At 36.9% G+C, this 16,058-nt stretch carries 13 protein-coding genes; 2 read left to right on the top strand and 11 right to left on the bottom strand.

All coding sequences use genetic code 11. From position 1 onward, the window contains the following. Positions 1 to 72: 72 nt before the first annotated feature. The 4 genes from PZ898_RS20130 to PZ898_RS20115 form a co-directional block, all read right to left on the bottom strand. On the bottom strand, positions 73 to 1,530 hold the full coding sequence (locus PZ898_RS20130; protein WP_123278890.1) for an efflux transporter outer membrane subunit: 1,458 nt from the start codon (positions 1,528 to 1,530) through the stop codon (positions 73 to 75). After that, complete coding sequence (locus PZ898_RS20125) at positions 1,502 to 4,693, bottom strand: efflux RND transporter permease subunit (RefSeq protein ID WP_277694049.1); 3,192 nt, start codon at positions 4,691 to 4,693, stop codon at positions 1,502 to 1,504. Before PZ898_RS20125 ends, PZ898_RS20130 begins: the two co-directional genes overlap by 29 nt. A gap of 21 nt (positions 4,694 to 4,714) precedes the next feature. Next, complete coding sequence (locus tag PZ898_RS20120; RefSeq protein WP_202967949.1) at positions 4,715 to 5,800, bottom strand: efflux RND transporter periplasmic adaptor subunit; 1,086 nt, start codon at positions 5,798 to 5,800, stop codon at positions 4,715 to 4,717. Positions 5,801 to 5,944: 144 nt separating this feature from the next. Beyond that, a complete protein-coding gene (locus tag PZ898_RS20115; protein ID WP_277694048.1) occupies positions 5,945 to 6,331 on the bottom strand; it encodes a hypothetical protein in 387 nt (128 codons plus the stop codon). 636 nt (positions 6,332 to 6,967) lie between these two features. Between PZ898_RS20115 and PZ898_RS20110 the strand changes: the two genes are divergently transcribed. Further along, entirely contained in the window at positions 6,968 to 7,360 is a 393-nt protein-coding gene (locus tag PZ898_RS20110; RefSeq protein ID WP_062675465.1) for a multicopper oxidase domain-containing protein, read from the top strand. 39 nt (positions 7,361 to 7,399) lie between these two features. Further along, on the top strand, positions 7,400 to 7,834 hold the full coding sequence (locus PZ898_RS20105) for an META domain-containing protein (protein ID WP_062675466.1): 435 nt from the start codon (positions 7,400 to 7,402) through the stop codon (positions 7,832 to 7,834). Positions 7,835 to 7,902: 68 nt separating this feature from the next. On the opposite strand, the gene PZ898_RS20100 is transcribed toward PZ898_RS20105, so the two are convergent. The 7 genes from PZ898_RS20100 to glmS all read right to left on the bottom strand — a co-directional run bounded on the left by PZ898_RS20100 (position 7,903) and on the right by glmS (position 16,023). Then, a complete protein-coding gene (locus PZ898_RS20100; protein WP_062675467.1) occupies positions 7,903 to 8,163 on the bottom strand; it encodes a SemiSWEET transporter in 261 nt (86 codons plus the stop codon). A gap of 34 nt (positions 8,164 to 8,197) precedes the next feature. After that, on the bottom strand, positions 8,198 to 9,232 hold the full coding sequence (locus tag PZ898_RS20095) for an FAD-dependent oxidoreductase (RefSeq protein WP_120233453.1): 1,035 nt from the start codon (positions 9,230 to 9,232) through the stop codon (positions 8,198 to 8,200). Positions 9,233 to 9,286: 54 nt separating this feature from the next. Beyond that, positions 9,287 to 10,225, bottom strand: a complete 939-nt coding sequence (gldN, locus tag PZ898_RS20090) for a gliding motility protein GldN (protein ID WP_062675469.1) — start codon at positions 10,223 to 10,225, stop codon at positions 9,287 to 9,289. Positions 10,226 to 10,245: 20 nt separating this feature from the next. Further along, positions 10,246 to 11,838: a GldM family protein gene (locus tag PZ898_RS20085; protein WP_062675470.1), complete on the bottom strand. Its 1,593-nt coding sequence runs from the start codon at positions 11,836 to 11,838 to the stop codon at positions 10,246 to 10,248. Between the two features lie 52 nt (positions 11,839 to 11,890). Beyond that, positions 11,891 to 12,583 (bottom strand): gliding motility protein GldL, encoded by a 693-nt coding sequence (gene gldL, locus PZ898_RS20080; RefSeq protein WP_062675471.1) that lies wholly within the window; start codon positions 12,581 to 12,583, stop codon positions 11,891 to 11,893. Between the two features lie 53 nt (positions 12,584 to 12,636). After that, positions 12,637 to 14,061, bottom strand: coding sequence for a gliding motility lipoprotein GldK (gldK, locus tag PZ898_RS20075; RefSeq protein ID WP_062675472.1), 1,425 nt, complete (start codon positions 14,059 to 14,061; stop codon positions 12,637 to 12,639). Positions 14,062 to 14,169: 108 nt separating this feature from the next. Further along, the gene (gene glmS / locus PZ898_RS20070) at positions 14,170 to 16,023 is read right to left on the bottom strand and encodes a glutamine--fructose-6-phosphate transaminase (isomerizing) (RefSeq protein WP_062675473.1); all 1,854 of its coding nucleotides are present in this window, start codon (positions 16,021 to 16,023) and stop codon (positions 14,170 to 14,172) included. Positions 16,024 to 16,058: the final 35 nt, after the last annotated feature.

The following is a 16,058-nucleotide window of genomic DNA, read 5'->3' as shown; positions in this document are numbered from 1 at the left end:
TAAAAAGGGCCAACTCAAAAGAATTGACCCTTCCAAAAAACATTAACTGTTTATTGATAGAATTATGATGTTTTATTTCCAGCCTCCACCTAAACTTTTATAGATGTCGACTACAGTACTGAGCTGTTTCTGTTTTGCTTCGATAAGCTCCATTTTAGCATCCAATGCATCTCTCTGATTCAAAAGAACTTCAAGATAATCTGCTCTTGAATTACGGAACAACTGATTAGCAATATCAATAGACTGATCCAGGGCTTTGGTTTCCTGGGACTTCAACTGATAATACTGGTCAATATTTTTAACCTTTGACATTAAATTGGCAACGTCCAGATAAGCATTCAAAATGGTTTTATCATATTCGTATAATGCCTGAACCTGTTTTGCATCTGCCGTCTGAAAATTAGCTTTTATCGCACTCTTATTAATGAGTGGTCCAGCCAGCTCACCCACAAGATTGTAAGCTATTGATTCTGGTAATTTAACAAGATAGGATGGTTTGAAAGCTTCCAGTCCTAAGGTTGCAGAAATTTCCAAAGAAGGATAAAATTCTTTTCTTGCAGCTTCCACATCCAGTTTTGATGCTTTCAATTCCAGCTCTGCCTGCTTGATATCAGGACGGTTGGCTAATAACTGAGATGGGATTCCGGTATACACTGTGGGAGGAATGGTAGACATAAAGTTTTCCTTTGTTCTCACAATCGGTTGTGGATATCTTCCCAGTAAAGCATTAATTTCGTTTTCCTTCTCTGTGATCTGCTGACGGATTGTATATTCTGAAGCTTTGGATTTCGCCAACTCTGCCTCAAATTTCTTCACAGCAAGCTCCGTTGCTGCAGCGGCTTCTTTCTGAATTTTGGAAATTTCCAATGCTCTCTGCTGAAGCTTGATATACTGCTGTATAATATCCAATTGATTATCAAGTGCTAATAACTCATAATAATTATCCGCAACTTCTTCAATAAGATTCGACAAAACAAAGTTTTTCCCTTCCACTGTAGAAAGGTAATGAGCTACTGCAGATTCTTTCTCCGTTCTGAGTTTTTTCCAGATGTCAATTTCCCAGCTTGCATTTAATCCTGCTTCAAAATTTCCCAGTGGATCCGGCATTTCTTTTCCGGGTTCTATTTCTGTAGTAGCATCCCCTGCTCCTTCACTCGTATAACGGCCGGATTTTTTCAATCCCGCTCCTATTCCTGCAGAAACCGTTGGAGTCAATCTTCCTTTTTTAGCTAAAACACCACTTTTAGCAATTTCAATCTCCTGAAGTGTGATCAGAAGCTCCTGATTATTTTTTAAAGCCGTTTCAATCAGCGTTACAAGGTTAGGATCTGTAAAGAACTGTCTCCACGGAGTTGTTCCGCTATTGTTGTTAGCATCCTGCTGTTCTTCCTGATTAAAGTTCTGAGGAATATTTTCTTTTACCTCATCTTTTATAACAGTTGCCATCGGAGCCTTACAGCTTGCGAGTACAAGCGATAAGGCAATGGCTGTGATTATATTTTTAGTCTTCGAATTTTCCATCATGTTCATAAGGTTCAGTTTGTTCTGTTAAAGGATTTTCTTCTTCATATCTGGCCAATCGTGACTTATCAGCAATGGTTCCGAAGATATAATACAGTCCGGGGATAATCATCAATCCGAAAATAGTCCCGATCAACATTCCTCCTGCCGCTGCAGTACCAATCGTTCTGTTACCAACTGCTCCCGGCCCCGTTGCAATTACCAATGGAATCAATCCGGCAATGAACGCAAATGAGGTCATTAAGATCGGACGGAAACGGATAGCCGCTCCTTCAATAGCCGCTTTGGCCACAGGTATTCCTTCTTCTGCCTTTTTCTGAACGGCAAATTCTACAATCAACACGGCATTTTTACCCAGAAGTCCGATAAGCATGACCATGGCCACCTGTGCATAGATATTGTTTTCCAATCCTAATAATTTTAAGCATAAAAATGCTCCGAAAATACCCACCGGAAGGGATAAAATAACCGGTAACGGGAGGATGAAACTTTCATACTGTGCGGAAAGAATCAGGTAAACAAATCCTAAACATACCAGGAAGATAAATACGGCTTCATTACCACGGCTTACTTCATCTTTGGAAATACCCGCCCAGTCTATACCAAAACCTCTTGGAAGTGTTTTATCCGCAACTTCCTGAATGGCTTTGATCGCCTGTCCACTACTATATCCAGGTGCCGGAGTTCCGCTCACCTCTGCAGAGTTATACATATTATGTCTGGTAATCTCTGATAATCCGTATACTTTTTCCAATCTCATAAAGTCTGAGTAGGGAACCATCTGATCTTTATCATTTTTAACATACAGTTTCAGCAGGTCAGTTGGTAAGGCACGGTATTGAGGTCCCGCCTGAACAATTACCTTATAGGGTCTGTCAAAACGGATGAAACTCGTTTCATAGTTGGAACCAATCAATGTAGATAGGTTATCCATTGCTTTTTCAATGGTTACTCCTTTTTGCTCCGCAAGATCATTATCTATCCTAAGCATATATTGCGGGAAACTCGCAGAATAGAATGTAAATGCCGAACCAAGTTCCGGACGTTTTTTAAGCTCCTTCACAAAGTCATTACTTACCTGTTCCATTTTATGATAATCTCCACTTCCTGCTTTATCCAGCAAACGAAGTTCAAAACCTCCTGCAGCTCCATATCCGGGAACGGAAGGCGGCTGGAAGAATTCAATATTGGCTCCCGGAATATTTTTGGCCTTTTCTTCGAGCTTTTCAATGATTTCGGCAGCAGATTCTTTACGCTCTTCCCAACTTTTAAGGTTGATCAGACAGGTTCCTGAGTTTGACCCGGTACCTTCCGTTAAAATCTCATAACCCGCGAGAGAAGAAACGGATTGTACTCCATCAATGTCTTCAGATTCTCTTAAAAGTTCTCTGGCAATCTGGTTTGTTCTTTCCAATGTAGATCCCGGAGGTGTCTGAATAATGGCATAGATCATCCCCTGATCTTCAGCCGGTATAAATCCTGATGGTAAAGAGTTACTCAGGAAGAATGTACAGGCACAGAATGCTAATAGTAACGGCAATGTTATTGTCTTTTTTGTCACTGTTTTATTCAGTAGCTTCTCATATCTGCCAGCTCCTTTCGTGAACAGGTTGTTGAATTTATCAAGGAAAATAGTAATGGGAGTTTTCTTCTTCGCTTTTCCATGATTATTTCTTAAGATCAGAGCACATAATGCTGGTGTCAGCGTAAGTGCCACTACCCCTGATAAAATAATGGATGAGGCCATTGTAATAGAGAACTGACGGTAGAATACCCCAACCGGTCCGGACATAAATGCAATCGGAATGAACACCGATGCCATTACCAGTGTAATTGCGATAATTGCCCCACTGATCTCATGCATTGCTTCCTCGGTAGCCTTCAATGGAGAAAGATGTTTCTCTTCCATCTTGGCGTGAACGGCTTCAATAACTACAATCGCGTCATCTACCACAACCCCGATCGCCATTACTAAAGCAAAGAGGGAAATCATATTCAGGGTAATTCCAAAGGCTGACATCACTGCAAATGTTCCTACCAATGAAACCGGAACGGCTAATGCAGGAATCAAGGTTGAACGCCAGTCTCCAAGGAATAAGAATACCACGATAGCAACCAAAACGAAAGCTTCAAATAGAGTGTGAATTACTTTTTCCATGGATGCGTCCAGGAATCTTGAAACGTCATAACTGATGTCATAATGCATTCCCTTAGGGAAATTATTTTTTTCAAGATCTTTCATCAATGCTTTCACATTTTTGATAACGTCACTTGCATTGGATCCATAGGATTGTTTTACGGTGATCGCAGCTGAAGGTTTTCCGTTCAATGTGGAATAAATATCATACATGGAACTTCCAAACTCAATATCGGCAACATCTTTCAGTCTTACAGATTCTCCGTTCGGTTTTGCTTTTAAAATAATGTTTCCGTAATCTTTTTCATTATTGAAACGACCAGGATATTTTAATACGTACTCGAAAGACTGAGAGCGTTTTCCTGAACTTTCACCTGTTTTCCCAGGGGAAGCTTCCAAACTCTGCTCATTCAGAGATTCCATTACTTCATCTGCTGAAATATTATAAGCTGTTAACCTGTCCGGCTTAAGCCAGATACGCATTGCATATTCACGGGTTCCCAGGATATCGGCAAAACCTACACCACTTACCCTTCTCAATTCAGACATTACATTGATATCTGCATAGTTGAAAAGGAATTTCTGGTCAGCTTTAGAATCATCACTGTACAGGTTAATATACATCAACATGTTGGGTTCTTCACGTGTGATCTTTACCCCTTCACGCACTACCAAAGGCGGAAGTTTATTAACTACTGAAGATACACGGTTCTGCACGTTTACTGCAGCTACATTGGGATCCGTTCCCAGATCAAATACAATCTGAATGGAAGCTTCCCCGTCATTTCCGGCATCCGAAGTCATATATTTCATACCGGGAACTCCATTTAATCCTCTTTCTAAGGGGATTACTACGGATTTAATCAACAGTTCGTTGTTAGCTCCCGGATATTCTGCGGTGATATTTACTTTAGGCGGAGAGATGGATGGGAACTGTGTCACCGGAAGTTTTACCAATGACAGTATTCCCATAAATACAATAATCAATGAGATTACTATAGACAGAACTGGTCTGCGAATGAATTTCTTAAACATACTGCTTCATTTTAGAGACCACTACTCTGCTTTTAATTTCAATGATTGAAGAACTTTCTTAGGATCCTGGAATTTTGTTTTCACCTTTTGATCATCCTTTACTTTCTGAACTCCTTCCAGAAGAATCTGATCTCCTTTTGAAATTCCTGATCCTACCACATACAAATCCTGAAGTTCATAGGCTACTTTAATATTTCTGGATTTTGCTACTCCATTTTTATCAATGACAAATACATATTTCTGATCCTGAATTTCATAGGTTGCTTTCTGTGGAATGATCAATGCATTGTGAACAGGCATTGACATCTGCACTTTTCCGGTTTCTCCGTTTCTCAGAAGTTTGTCCGGATTAGGGAATTTCGCACGGAAAGCAATATTTCCTGTTTCGTTATCGAATTCTCCTTCAATCGTCTGGATTTCTCCTTTTTGTGTATACATTTCTCCATTGGCTGTAATCAAAGAAACCTGATTGCTTCCTCTGTCTGCAGCATGAGTCTGATAGCTGAGATATTCAGGTTCTGAAACGTTGAAATAGGTGTAGATACTTGTGTTATCTGATAACGAAGTCAACAAATCGCCTTCATCTACAAGGCTTCCCAATTTCAGTGGAATTCTGTTAATAATCCCTGAAAACGGAGCTTTGATATCAGTAAAAGACAAATGGATCTGAGCCAGTTTCATTTCTGCATTGGCAGCGTCCAATTTAGCTTTTGCCATCGCTCTTTCATTTTTAGAAACGATGTTGTTTCCTGCCAGTGTACTTGCGTTTTTAAGCTCAATAGAAGCTTGCTCTACTTCTGCTTTTGCTTTTAATAATTCTGCCTGATACAATTTAGGCATAATACGGAACAATGTTTGTCCTGCCTGTACGTACTGTCCTTCATCTACAAAGATTTTTTCCAGGAAACCTTTTTCCTGAGCTCTCACTTCAATGTTTTTTACAGATTGAATCTGGGCTACGTATTCTTTGTTGATTACGGTATCCATGACCACAGGGGACGTCACCGGATAGACGGTAACTTCTTCTTTTTCTTCTTTTTTCTTATTGCAGCCAACCGCCAACAAAAGGGCACTCAGTGCAATTCCCGAAGCAACTCTTTTTATCATAATTCTAGAGTTTATATAATCGTTAATGTTTTGATAGAAATAAAAAACGGTAATAAAAGGGGTACGGTGTGATGATTACCGGCATACACAACGCAAGGTATTTCCGCCCGTCATCAGGCAGAAAATAATCGGAACGGAGAAATTTTAGATTCTAATGGAGCGGATAAGAATAAATCTTTTGTTGGCTAAACCAAGAACAAAGCCATGAATATCCGGTTTTGATAGTTTATAGCTTTTTAGTCCAAAAATATAGACAAGACTGAAAACTCCTGCAAAAACAACAATAGCGTGCCATACATCAGACAGTTCGAAATCATTTTCGGTAAGTTCTATAGTGGAATTGTCTACATTATCTGCCATCTGCTGAACGGAGAGTTTTTCAAAAGTCTGATTCAGTCGGTTGGCTCTTTTGGGCATATGATGAGAAACATGACCGTTATAGTCGTTTCGGAGCGTTTTAACATCAAGTCTGCTTTCTACTACAAAGAGTAGAAAAAGACCGGTTAAAAAATATACTACGAAGTTTCTCATTTTGAAGTTGCAAATGTACACCCAGATTATGATATTATCATCATGGATTAACAAAATTTAACTCTTCTTTAAAATAACTGAATATAAAAAAATGATAAATATTAAATATTTCGTTTATTCAAGCGTAATTCGAGCAATCCTGACATCTCATCTGTGCAAGTTTCAATTCTCAAATATCAAGCCATTTTTTTGCATTTAAGGAAATTTTAATTTTAAAGTTGTTGCATTTTTGAACATTTTAGGTGGCATAGTACTCTACTTTGAAAATTTAATTAGTCAAACCTAAACTTTATCATGAATTATAATTATTAACATTAACTTATTGTTACTCTTTTCTTTTTGAATTATTTTTGCCGAAAATTAACACAACAAATGAAAAATGAAAAAAATCAACATTATACTACTGAAAACAAATTCGTTAAAAACCCTGAATTAACAACAGTTACCATTACTTTCGACAATAATTATTAGTTTCCGTTTTGTGAATTTTGTTTCCAAACACAGTGAGTTAAATCATGTAAAACTTTAACTTTCTGTTAGTTTATGAAAAATTAACATATATTTATTAAAAATATTTGTAAATTTATATAGCATTAACATCATAATTCATGAAACACTTTAAAATCACTTATCACTATGAAAAAATTATTATTACCAGTCCTTTTCGGATTGACCATTATTTCCCTAACAGCGTGTAAACATCCCGGAAAAGAAGCTGAAATCATTACTGCTGTTACTCCAGAAAATACAGATGACATTTCAAAAAATGTGTATGTTGACAGCTATGGAGAAAAAATAGAAGTTACCATCAATAACACCAAAAATACAGCAACAATACATTTAAACGGCAAAACTTTTGACCTTAAAAAAAGTGATGCTTTACCTGAATATACTGCCTCCAATGAAGAATATCAATATTCTGATATTAAAGGGAATATCACTTTCCTGAAAAAGAATGTTGATATGGTCCTGTTTCATCTTAAACAGGCAAAAAAAGAGTCTGGTCCTGCAAAAATGGCATCGTATTAGCATAGGGATTAGCAATTCAAATTAAAAAAAATAAACATTATGAAAAGTTTATATTATTATGTATCGGCACTTGTTATCGCAACATTTTTAGTTGTTTCATGTAAAACACAAAATGCTCAAAAAGCAACTACTGATATTACAGGAAAAACATGGAAACTTACAGAACTTAACGGGAAGCCGATTGAACTGAAGAATCCTAAAAACAATCCTTATTTTAAACTTGAAATGGATGGTATGAGATATCAGGGACATGCCGGATGTAATGGTTTGGGAGGAACTTTTGAGATCAAACCTGAGATAATGAGAATTAAGTTCAATCAGGGAATGTCTACGATGATGGCTTGTGAGGATCTTGATATTGAAAATCAATTTACCAAAGCAATTCTTGCAGCAGACAATTACTCTGTAAATGGAAATACGCTTACTTTAAACAAAGCAAGGATGGCTCCTTTAGCTAAATTTGTTCTTCAGTAATTGAATCTCACTTAAATAAAAATAAAATACGCCTCATCATGATGAGGTGTATTTTTTTATTGACATTTCTATTTTTTGTTGTTGTACTTTATGTAGCAGATCAAAAGGCTGATATTCACCAGAACCGCAAATGCATTTGATATAATAATAGGGAGTTCGTCCTTTTCAAAGCCATACCAGACCCATAAAGAGAGTCCTGAAATCAGAACCAGGAGCATGAGTAAAGAAATATCTTCTACATTCTTTTCTCTGATTACCTTTATAAGTTGTGGAATCATTGAAACGGAAGTGAGAACTCCGGCCACTAAACCTAATATATTTTCATTCATAAATTTTCACTTTGAATACCAATTCTAAGATACACTATTGAAATCTCTTCCACGAAACTTCTTCATGCAATGGAATATCTTCTTCCATAAAACGGAACAGATCTCTTGAAAAATAGCACCCATTAAGAATCCCACGGGCTCCAAGTCCATTAAAAACATAAAGATTACTGAAGGTATCATGTCTTCCGATGATAGGTCTTCTGTCTTTTACGGTCGGGCGGAATCCAAAATGCACTTCTTCTACTTCAAAATCATAAGGGTAAAATTCTGAAAGTCCTTTCACCAGTTGGGCAACTGCTGATTCGTCAATATGATGGTGAAGCTGCTCTCTGTCATAAGTTCCTCCATAAAAATATAATTCGTTCCCGGTTGGAAATAAGAAGTGTTTCTTTTTAATGGTTATATTTTCCGGAATCGGTTGAGAAAGTTTCACTTTTATGTGGTGACCTTTGTTCGGGTTTACTGTAATCTCTGAAAAATACGGATTATCCTTCACCCCCATCCCTTCACAGAAGATCATATTTTTGAAAGTAAAATCTTTATATACCGATTCAAATGGATTCAATTTTGAATAATCGAATTTTTCTTTTACCAGATGATCATTTTTTTCAAAATAATTAAATAAACCACTGAAAAATCCATTAACGTTGAGTCTTGCAGACTGATTCACCTTTCCGGTAAGAAAGTCGTTTTTTACTACATTTAAACGATCAAAATTCTGATCAAGAAAATTTGATAATTCTTCATTTGCTGATTTTTTCAACCATAAATTCTGTTCATTTTCATCATGGAAAATTCTGTGAATGGGAGCATTGATCAAATAATTTTCTCCGGTATATGATTCTATTTCTTTAAGACTCTCTTTAAGAAAATCTATTTGCTCCTGTGCTTTCCAGAATGTGGTAAACTTCTTTAGAACAACAGGATTGATAATTCCTGCTGAAACCTGAGAAGCGCTTTTTCTTCCTTCCGTAAAGATCACAAAAGACTTGTTATTTTTGATCAGCTGATGAGCTAAGAAAAGCCCTGCATATCCGTCTCCTACAATAATATAATCTACATTTCTCATAATAAAAAAACCTGAGTAAAAATACTCAGGTTTTCTATAAATATCAAGTGAAATCTAGTAATTCCACATATCATTTTCCATTTCAAGAATCTGCGCTTTGATTCTATCGCTTTCTTCCAGTTGTTCATCGGCATTTTTAGGAATATAATCCTTAATAGTACCGTCTCCTAAACCAGCCGAAGATTTATAAATGATAGAAGAGAATCTTCTTGCATTGATAACATCATCGAAAGATAAGTCAGCAGATGAATTTTTTCTATTGAAAACAAAATTGTTTGCTAAGATATCACGAGCACTTGGGTAGTAGATCCAGAAAAGATCAATAAGCTCATCATTACTTGCAATAGGCTTACCATCCGGACCAATAACTCCCTGCACTGCAGGATCTGGTCCCATTGCAGCAATACCAAGAGGTCTGTATTTCATTTGTCCGTCTCTCTTATCAATAAACCACATACCCATGATTTTAAGAACTTTTACTTTATCAGTAGTCGTCTTAAATACATCAGTATACTGTTTCTTTTCTGCTTCTGTAAGCTGTCTTCCAGAGTTTAAGATATCAATAGCAGCATCATTGATGATTACTTTTTCCAATCTCTTCTGAATTCCTTCCGGAGAAAGTTTTACAGTAAAGTTTTCATCGTCATATACCTGCTCAATCTTACCGCTCAAGGCAGCATCCAATAATAGTTGGTATAGAGATCTTGTAGGGGTAGCAAGAAGACCATCCGGATTATCGTAGTAGAATGGTTGGTTGATCTTATCATTCATATCAATGATCTCCCACACAAACATACTCTTAAGGATATCTTTGTCTTCAACAAAACCATATTCAAGAGGTTTTACTGTTTTATCTACAATAGTATCACCAACTTTCTGTTTGTTTTCTGCTCTCATCTGTCTGAACTCTTCCGGAGAAGATGCGTTCAGAATAGTCTGGGAAAAAGCAAATCCCGAAACTAATACTAAAAGGGTGCTAATATATTTTTTCATAATAAATTACAATTTTAGTCCTATTGAACATTAATGATTATAGGAGTAATGTTTTTAATAATCTGACCGTCAAGACCTTGAGCTGTTGCTTTAATATCAAAGATAGAAACCACATCTCCTGTTCTCAGATTCTTCACTAAACCTGCTGCTTCATCCAGAGAGTTACCATGAACAAGAAGCGCTGCTCTACCCGGTACTCTCACCATAAACTGAGTTACTGTAAATGAAACAGGGAAATCAAAGTCAGGAATTGCTGCCTGAACAGACTGGTTAGGAATAGAAGTTGCCGGCATAGACAATACATTCTGTCCTCTCATTTCTCCTCTTGGAGGCGGAACGTTCTTAATTCTGTATTCAAATACCTGAGATACTGATTTTCCATAAGGATCAATTCCTGATAATGTTAATTTAACAACATTACCTGAAGTTGGTTTCACACTCCATTTACCTGGACCTGTACTTCTTACAGATGCACCCGGAGCAGATAATGAAAGTTTAGAATTGTCAGCACCTAAGATTGATCCTGAAACAGGGTTCTCAAGCCCTCTGTACATTACATTCATTTTGTCTGCAGCAAGTAATAAACCTTTTTCAAGTTTTACTTCTCTTGGTCCTGCAATTACATTATAAGTATGAGTCCAAGGGAAAGATTGTGGTTTACCAGAAGCATCCGTTAACGTAATAGTACCTCCCAATTTATGTTCACCAATTCCAGAACCTGAAATTGCGATAGAACCTTTACCATTTTCTACTTTACTTACTCCAGAAATACTGATCTTATTGCTGTTAGAATAAGTACCTAGCATTACTTTTACTTCAGCCTGTTTTCCTGCCTGAATATCAATCGGACCTGAAACGATAGGCTCGTAGCTTGAGAACTTAATACTCGCATCTACTTTTTCCTGAAGTAATAATGCCAATGCATCAGACTGAACGTTTCTGGCATCATTTTGGATAATCTCCAGGTTAGATATTGCAGCAATTAGCGGCTGATGATAAAATTTATTCTGGAACCAAGTCTTTTCATTTGGAGACGTTCCTTTCGGATACTCTGCAATAAGAGACTTGTTAGCTCTTGCGACTAAATCCTGCAACTGAGCATTGTTTCCGAAGGTAGCATTGATGTAGTTTCTTACGTCATCAATTTTAGCTTTCAGGTCTAATGCATTCTTAGATGGAGTATTTTCATCTCCTTCTTTGAAGAAATATTCAGTAGTTGCTTCATTATTGTTCAATGCAGCGAAGTTTTCACTTACATCAATATCTTTTCCTGTTTGAGGATCTTTGTCGTGAAACTCAGATTGTTTTTTCAACAAATCTTTAATATCCTGAGCAGATTTCACCAATGCATCAATTTTGGTTTTCAATACTTTGTACTGAGCCCAAGGCTGTGCATAGGTATCCGGAACTTGCTGGGCTTTAGCTTCCAACGTTCTTTCAAAAATCTTCTCGTTCTTTTTTTCTGTTAAAGTTCTGGTTTCATTCAATGCTCTGGTAGAGTCATAGTATGATCTGATGATTTCTGCATCAATATTTAGGGCCATCATCGCGATGAACACCAAATACATTAGGTTGATCATCTTCTGACGAGGGGTCTGTTTTCCTTGTGCCATTCTCTTTTCTTTGTTTTTTGATTAAGTAGTTAAATTTAGAAATGGTTAGGAATTAAGACTTCATAGCAGTTAGCATACCACCATAAACTCTATTTAAGTTATTAAGATTAGATGTTAAACCTTGTAGCTCTTGGTTGAATTTCTCAGATTGCTCTGCAGATTTCTGCATATCTGCAACATACTTGTTAGCAAATTCAGATTGTCTCTTACCGCTTTCAAGCTGCATTGCATAAAGAGCATTCATGCTTTCCATGTGCTGAGCTGCTTTATTTAATTGGTCGTTATATTTATGAGTAGAAGCAGATACGTCTACAGTTTGATTGATCTGATCAACAGAGTTTGAGAATTTATCAATTCCTGTTCTTAATCTTTCAAATAATTGAACGTCTAATCTGGCATCTTCAAGCATTTTATCCAATTTGTTAGAAAGAGAATTTTCTAATTCAGCAAATTGAGCTCCTGTATTTTTAGTTGTTACATTAGAGTGTAAAGGATTTGGATTAGCATGTTTATCTAATAACTCAGGATAAACATTTTCCCAAGCATAAGACTCTTCAGTTTTTGGAGGGTCAAATGCAAAGATGATAAAGATAATCGCCTCAGTGATAAGTCCAACGGTAAGAGCAATGTTACCGTTAATAGGTCCCAAGGTAATGTGAGTAATTTTAAGCCAAGCTCCAAGAATTACAATTGCAGCACCGAATGAATAAAAGAAATTCATCCAAGCATCTTTAGTCTTAAACATATTGAGTTAGTTTTTTTAATGTTAAATAAAATTGTTATTGAAAAATTGTCTGATTAATTTCTGTTAACTCTTCTTGGTTTAACAGCTGCTTCAGGAATATCCTGTACAGTTCTGAATCCGATATAGCTTCTTGCGGAATCTTTTCTTTCCCAATCTCTAGCACCTGTCATTAGTGCATAACCTATATCTTTCCAAGAACCACCTCTTACAGATTTCTTCGTATCCTTTTTATCTTTAGTAGAAGGATTTAATGTAGAAGAGAATCCTGAAGAAGAATTGTTAAATGAAGATAGTGTCCATTCAGAAACGTTTCCAGCCATATCAAATAACCCAAACCCATTTTTCTTAAATTTCTTAACTGGAGCTGTATATGTATAAGTACCTTTTTTCTCGTCTTCCATATAGTTACCTCTTTTCGGCTTAAAGTTAGCCAGATAGCAACCTCTGTCGTCCATTAAATATGGACCACCCCAAGGGTAAGTAGCATTTTGCATACCACCTCTTGCAGCATATTCCCATTCAGTTTCTGTTGGAAGACGGAACTCTAATGGTCTTTGTTTTTTTCTTTTTAAACTTTCGTTGTAATCTGTTTTCAATTTAGATCTGAAGTTACAATAAGCCCTTGCCTGGTCCCAGGTAACCCCAACAACAGGATAGTCTTTGTAAGCCTTGTGCCAGAAATACTGTTCAAACAATGGCTCATTGTAAGCAAAGTGGAAATCTTTTACCCAAACTGTAGTATCAGGATAGATCGCGATACTTTCGCTTTTCAGGTAGTTAGCTCCTCTTTCGTTATCTGCAACTGCAGCGTCCATATCTCCCCAACGGTAAGTATATTTCAGCTTGCTTACATCTAAGATTCTTTCGTTTCCGATTCTTGAAGAAGAAGGCAGATACATAGATTCCAAAACTTCTGCGTATTCTACATCCGGATATTTTGATGTGCTCCAGTGTAAAGGAATTTTCCAATCTAATCTTTTACTGGCATCATAGCTTCCGTCTTCCCGGCCACCCTGGCCTTCCATATATTCTTGATAAGGTGTTAAATTTTCTTCTTTTTTAGCAAGATATGCATAATCTCCTATTGCTGCTCCTTTACGTCCGCCTTCATCACCACCTTCTCCGGCAGCTTCAGCAAGTAAAGTTCTCGCGATAGAATCTCTTACATAATTGATAAATACTCTGTACTCCGAGTTGGTAGTTTCTGCTTCATCCATGAAGAAAGAAGAAACAGTAACTGTCTTCAATGCTGCTTTTTCAGGAGTATTTGTTGGATCCTGGTCTGCTAAACCAGCAACAAATGAACCTGCAGGAATTGCAACCATTCCGTATGGTCTTTCCGCAACAAATGATTTAGTTTTTTCTCTTGGTATCAATTCTCCTTTTGTTCCTGGCTTCCCTACAGAAGAGCTGCCACCACCTGAACAAGATACCGATGCTACCGACGCAGACAATAATAAAAGAAATATCCTTTTCATGTTAATTTTTATAATTAAGCCGTAAATATATAATTTTTTTAAGAAACTTTTAAGATTTTTTTTGAAATAACGGAAGAAATCTAAATTTATTTTATTTACAACAACTTTTTATTCCACGGTAACAGATTTTGCAAGGTTTCTCGGTTGATCTACGTTGGCTCCTCTATATACTGCAATATAATAAGCAAGCAGCTGCAGAGGTACGGAAGCAACGATTGGAGAGAAACATTCTGAAGTTTCAGGGATTTCGATAACATAATCTGCCATTTCACTCACCTGACGGTCTCCTTTATTAACTACAGCGATAATTTTTCCTTTTCTCGCTTTAATTTCCTGAACATTACTTACAATTTTATCATAGTGGCCTTTTCTAGGTGCTATAATTACAATTGGCATATTTTCGTCGATCAGGGCAATCGGACCGTGCTTCATTTCTGCAGCAGGGTATCCTTCTGCATGGATATAAGAAATTTCTTTTAATTTTAAGGCTCCTTCTAAGGCTGCAGGATAATTGTATCCTCTTCCTAAGTAAAGGAAATTGGTAGCCTTCACAAAGTCTTTTGCAATATTCTGCGTAAGCTCATGAGTAGTATTCAACACTTCTTCAATTTTCTTAGGAATAGCATCAAGCTCAGCAATTAAGCTCATAAATTCAGCGTTTCCTAAGTTTCCGTTGTGTTTTCCTAATTTAAATGCAATTAAAGTAAGAATGGTAAGCTGAGCCGTAAATGCTTTGGTAGAAGCAACCCCGATTTCAGGACCGGCATGGGTATACGAACCAGCATCTGTAATTCTTGCAATGGAAGAATCCACAACATTACATATACCATATATAAATGCACCTTTTTCTTTTGCTAGTTTTAAAGCAGCCATGGTATCCGCTGTTTCTCCAGATTGAGAAATGGCAATCACTACATCTTTATCTGTAATGATCGGGTTTCTGTATCTGAACTCTGATGCATATTCTACTTCCACAGGGATTCTTGCATATTCTTCTATCAGATATTCTCCGATAAGCCCTGCATGCCATGAAGTACCACAAGCAATGATGATAATTCTGTTAGCATTTTTGAATTTTTCAACATGATCCCAGATTCCGGCCATTTTTATGACTCCCTCATCCACAAGAAGCCTACCTCTCATGGTATCGTGTACAGATTTAGGCTGTTCAAAGATTTCTTTAAGCATGAAGTGCTCATATCCACCTTTCTCTATTTGCTCAAGACTCAATTTAAGTTCCTGGATTTCAGGCTCAATCTTAGAGTTTTCATTGATCGTTCTGATATCTACTCCATTTTCCAGAGAGATTGTTGCCATATGTCCTTCTTCAAGATATATAGCTTCTTTTGTAAATTCTACGAAAGGAGAAGCATCAGATGCAATAAAATATTCTTTATCTCCGATTCCGATTGCTAAAGGAGATCCTAATCTTCCTACAACCAATACTCCAGGATAATCTTCATGAAGTACAGTGATTGCATAAGCACCATATACTTCATTCAATGCATATCTCACTGCGGTTGGGAAGTCGATATCCGGATTAAGATCCATAAAATATTGGATAAGGTTTACCAGTACTTCAGTATCTGTTTCTGATTTAAAAGTAAAGCCTTTCTCAGTAAGCATTGTTTTAATGGTATCATAGTTTTCAATAATACCATTATGTACAATTGCAATTTTTCCGTTGTTTGACAAGTGCGGGTGGGAATTTCTGTCACTTGGAACTCCATGGGTAGCCCAACGGGTGTGTCCCATTCCAATTTTAGACGTTCCTTTTAGTTCTTTTGAAATATTCACCAAATCCTCAACTTTACCTTTTGTTTTTTCTACTTCCAGCTTGTTATCTGGTCCTTCTAAAACAATTCCGGCACTGTCATACCCTCTATATTCCAATCTTCTAAGACCATTAATTACAATTTCATAAGCGTCTTGAAAACCTGTATATCCTACTATTCCGCACATATTTTATTTTGTCTAGTGTTGTTTGTTATCGTGTT

Source organism: Chryseobacterium sp. WX, from assembly GCF_029542485.1.
In the GTDB taxonomy this organism is placed as follows: Bacteria; Bacteroidota; Bacteroidia; order Flavobacteriales; family Weeksellaceae; genus Chryseobacterium; species Chryseobacterium cucumeris.
Note: the sequence above shows the minus strand (reverse complement) of the source record. Positions and strands in the feature narration are given on the sequence as shown.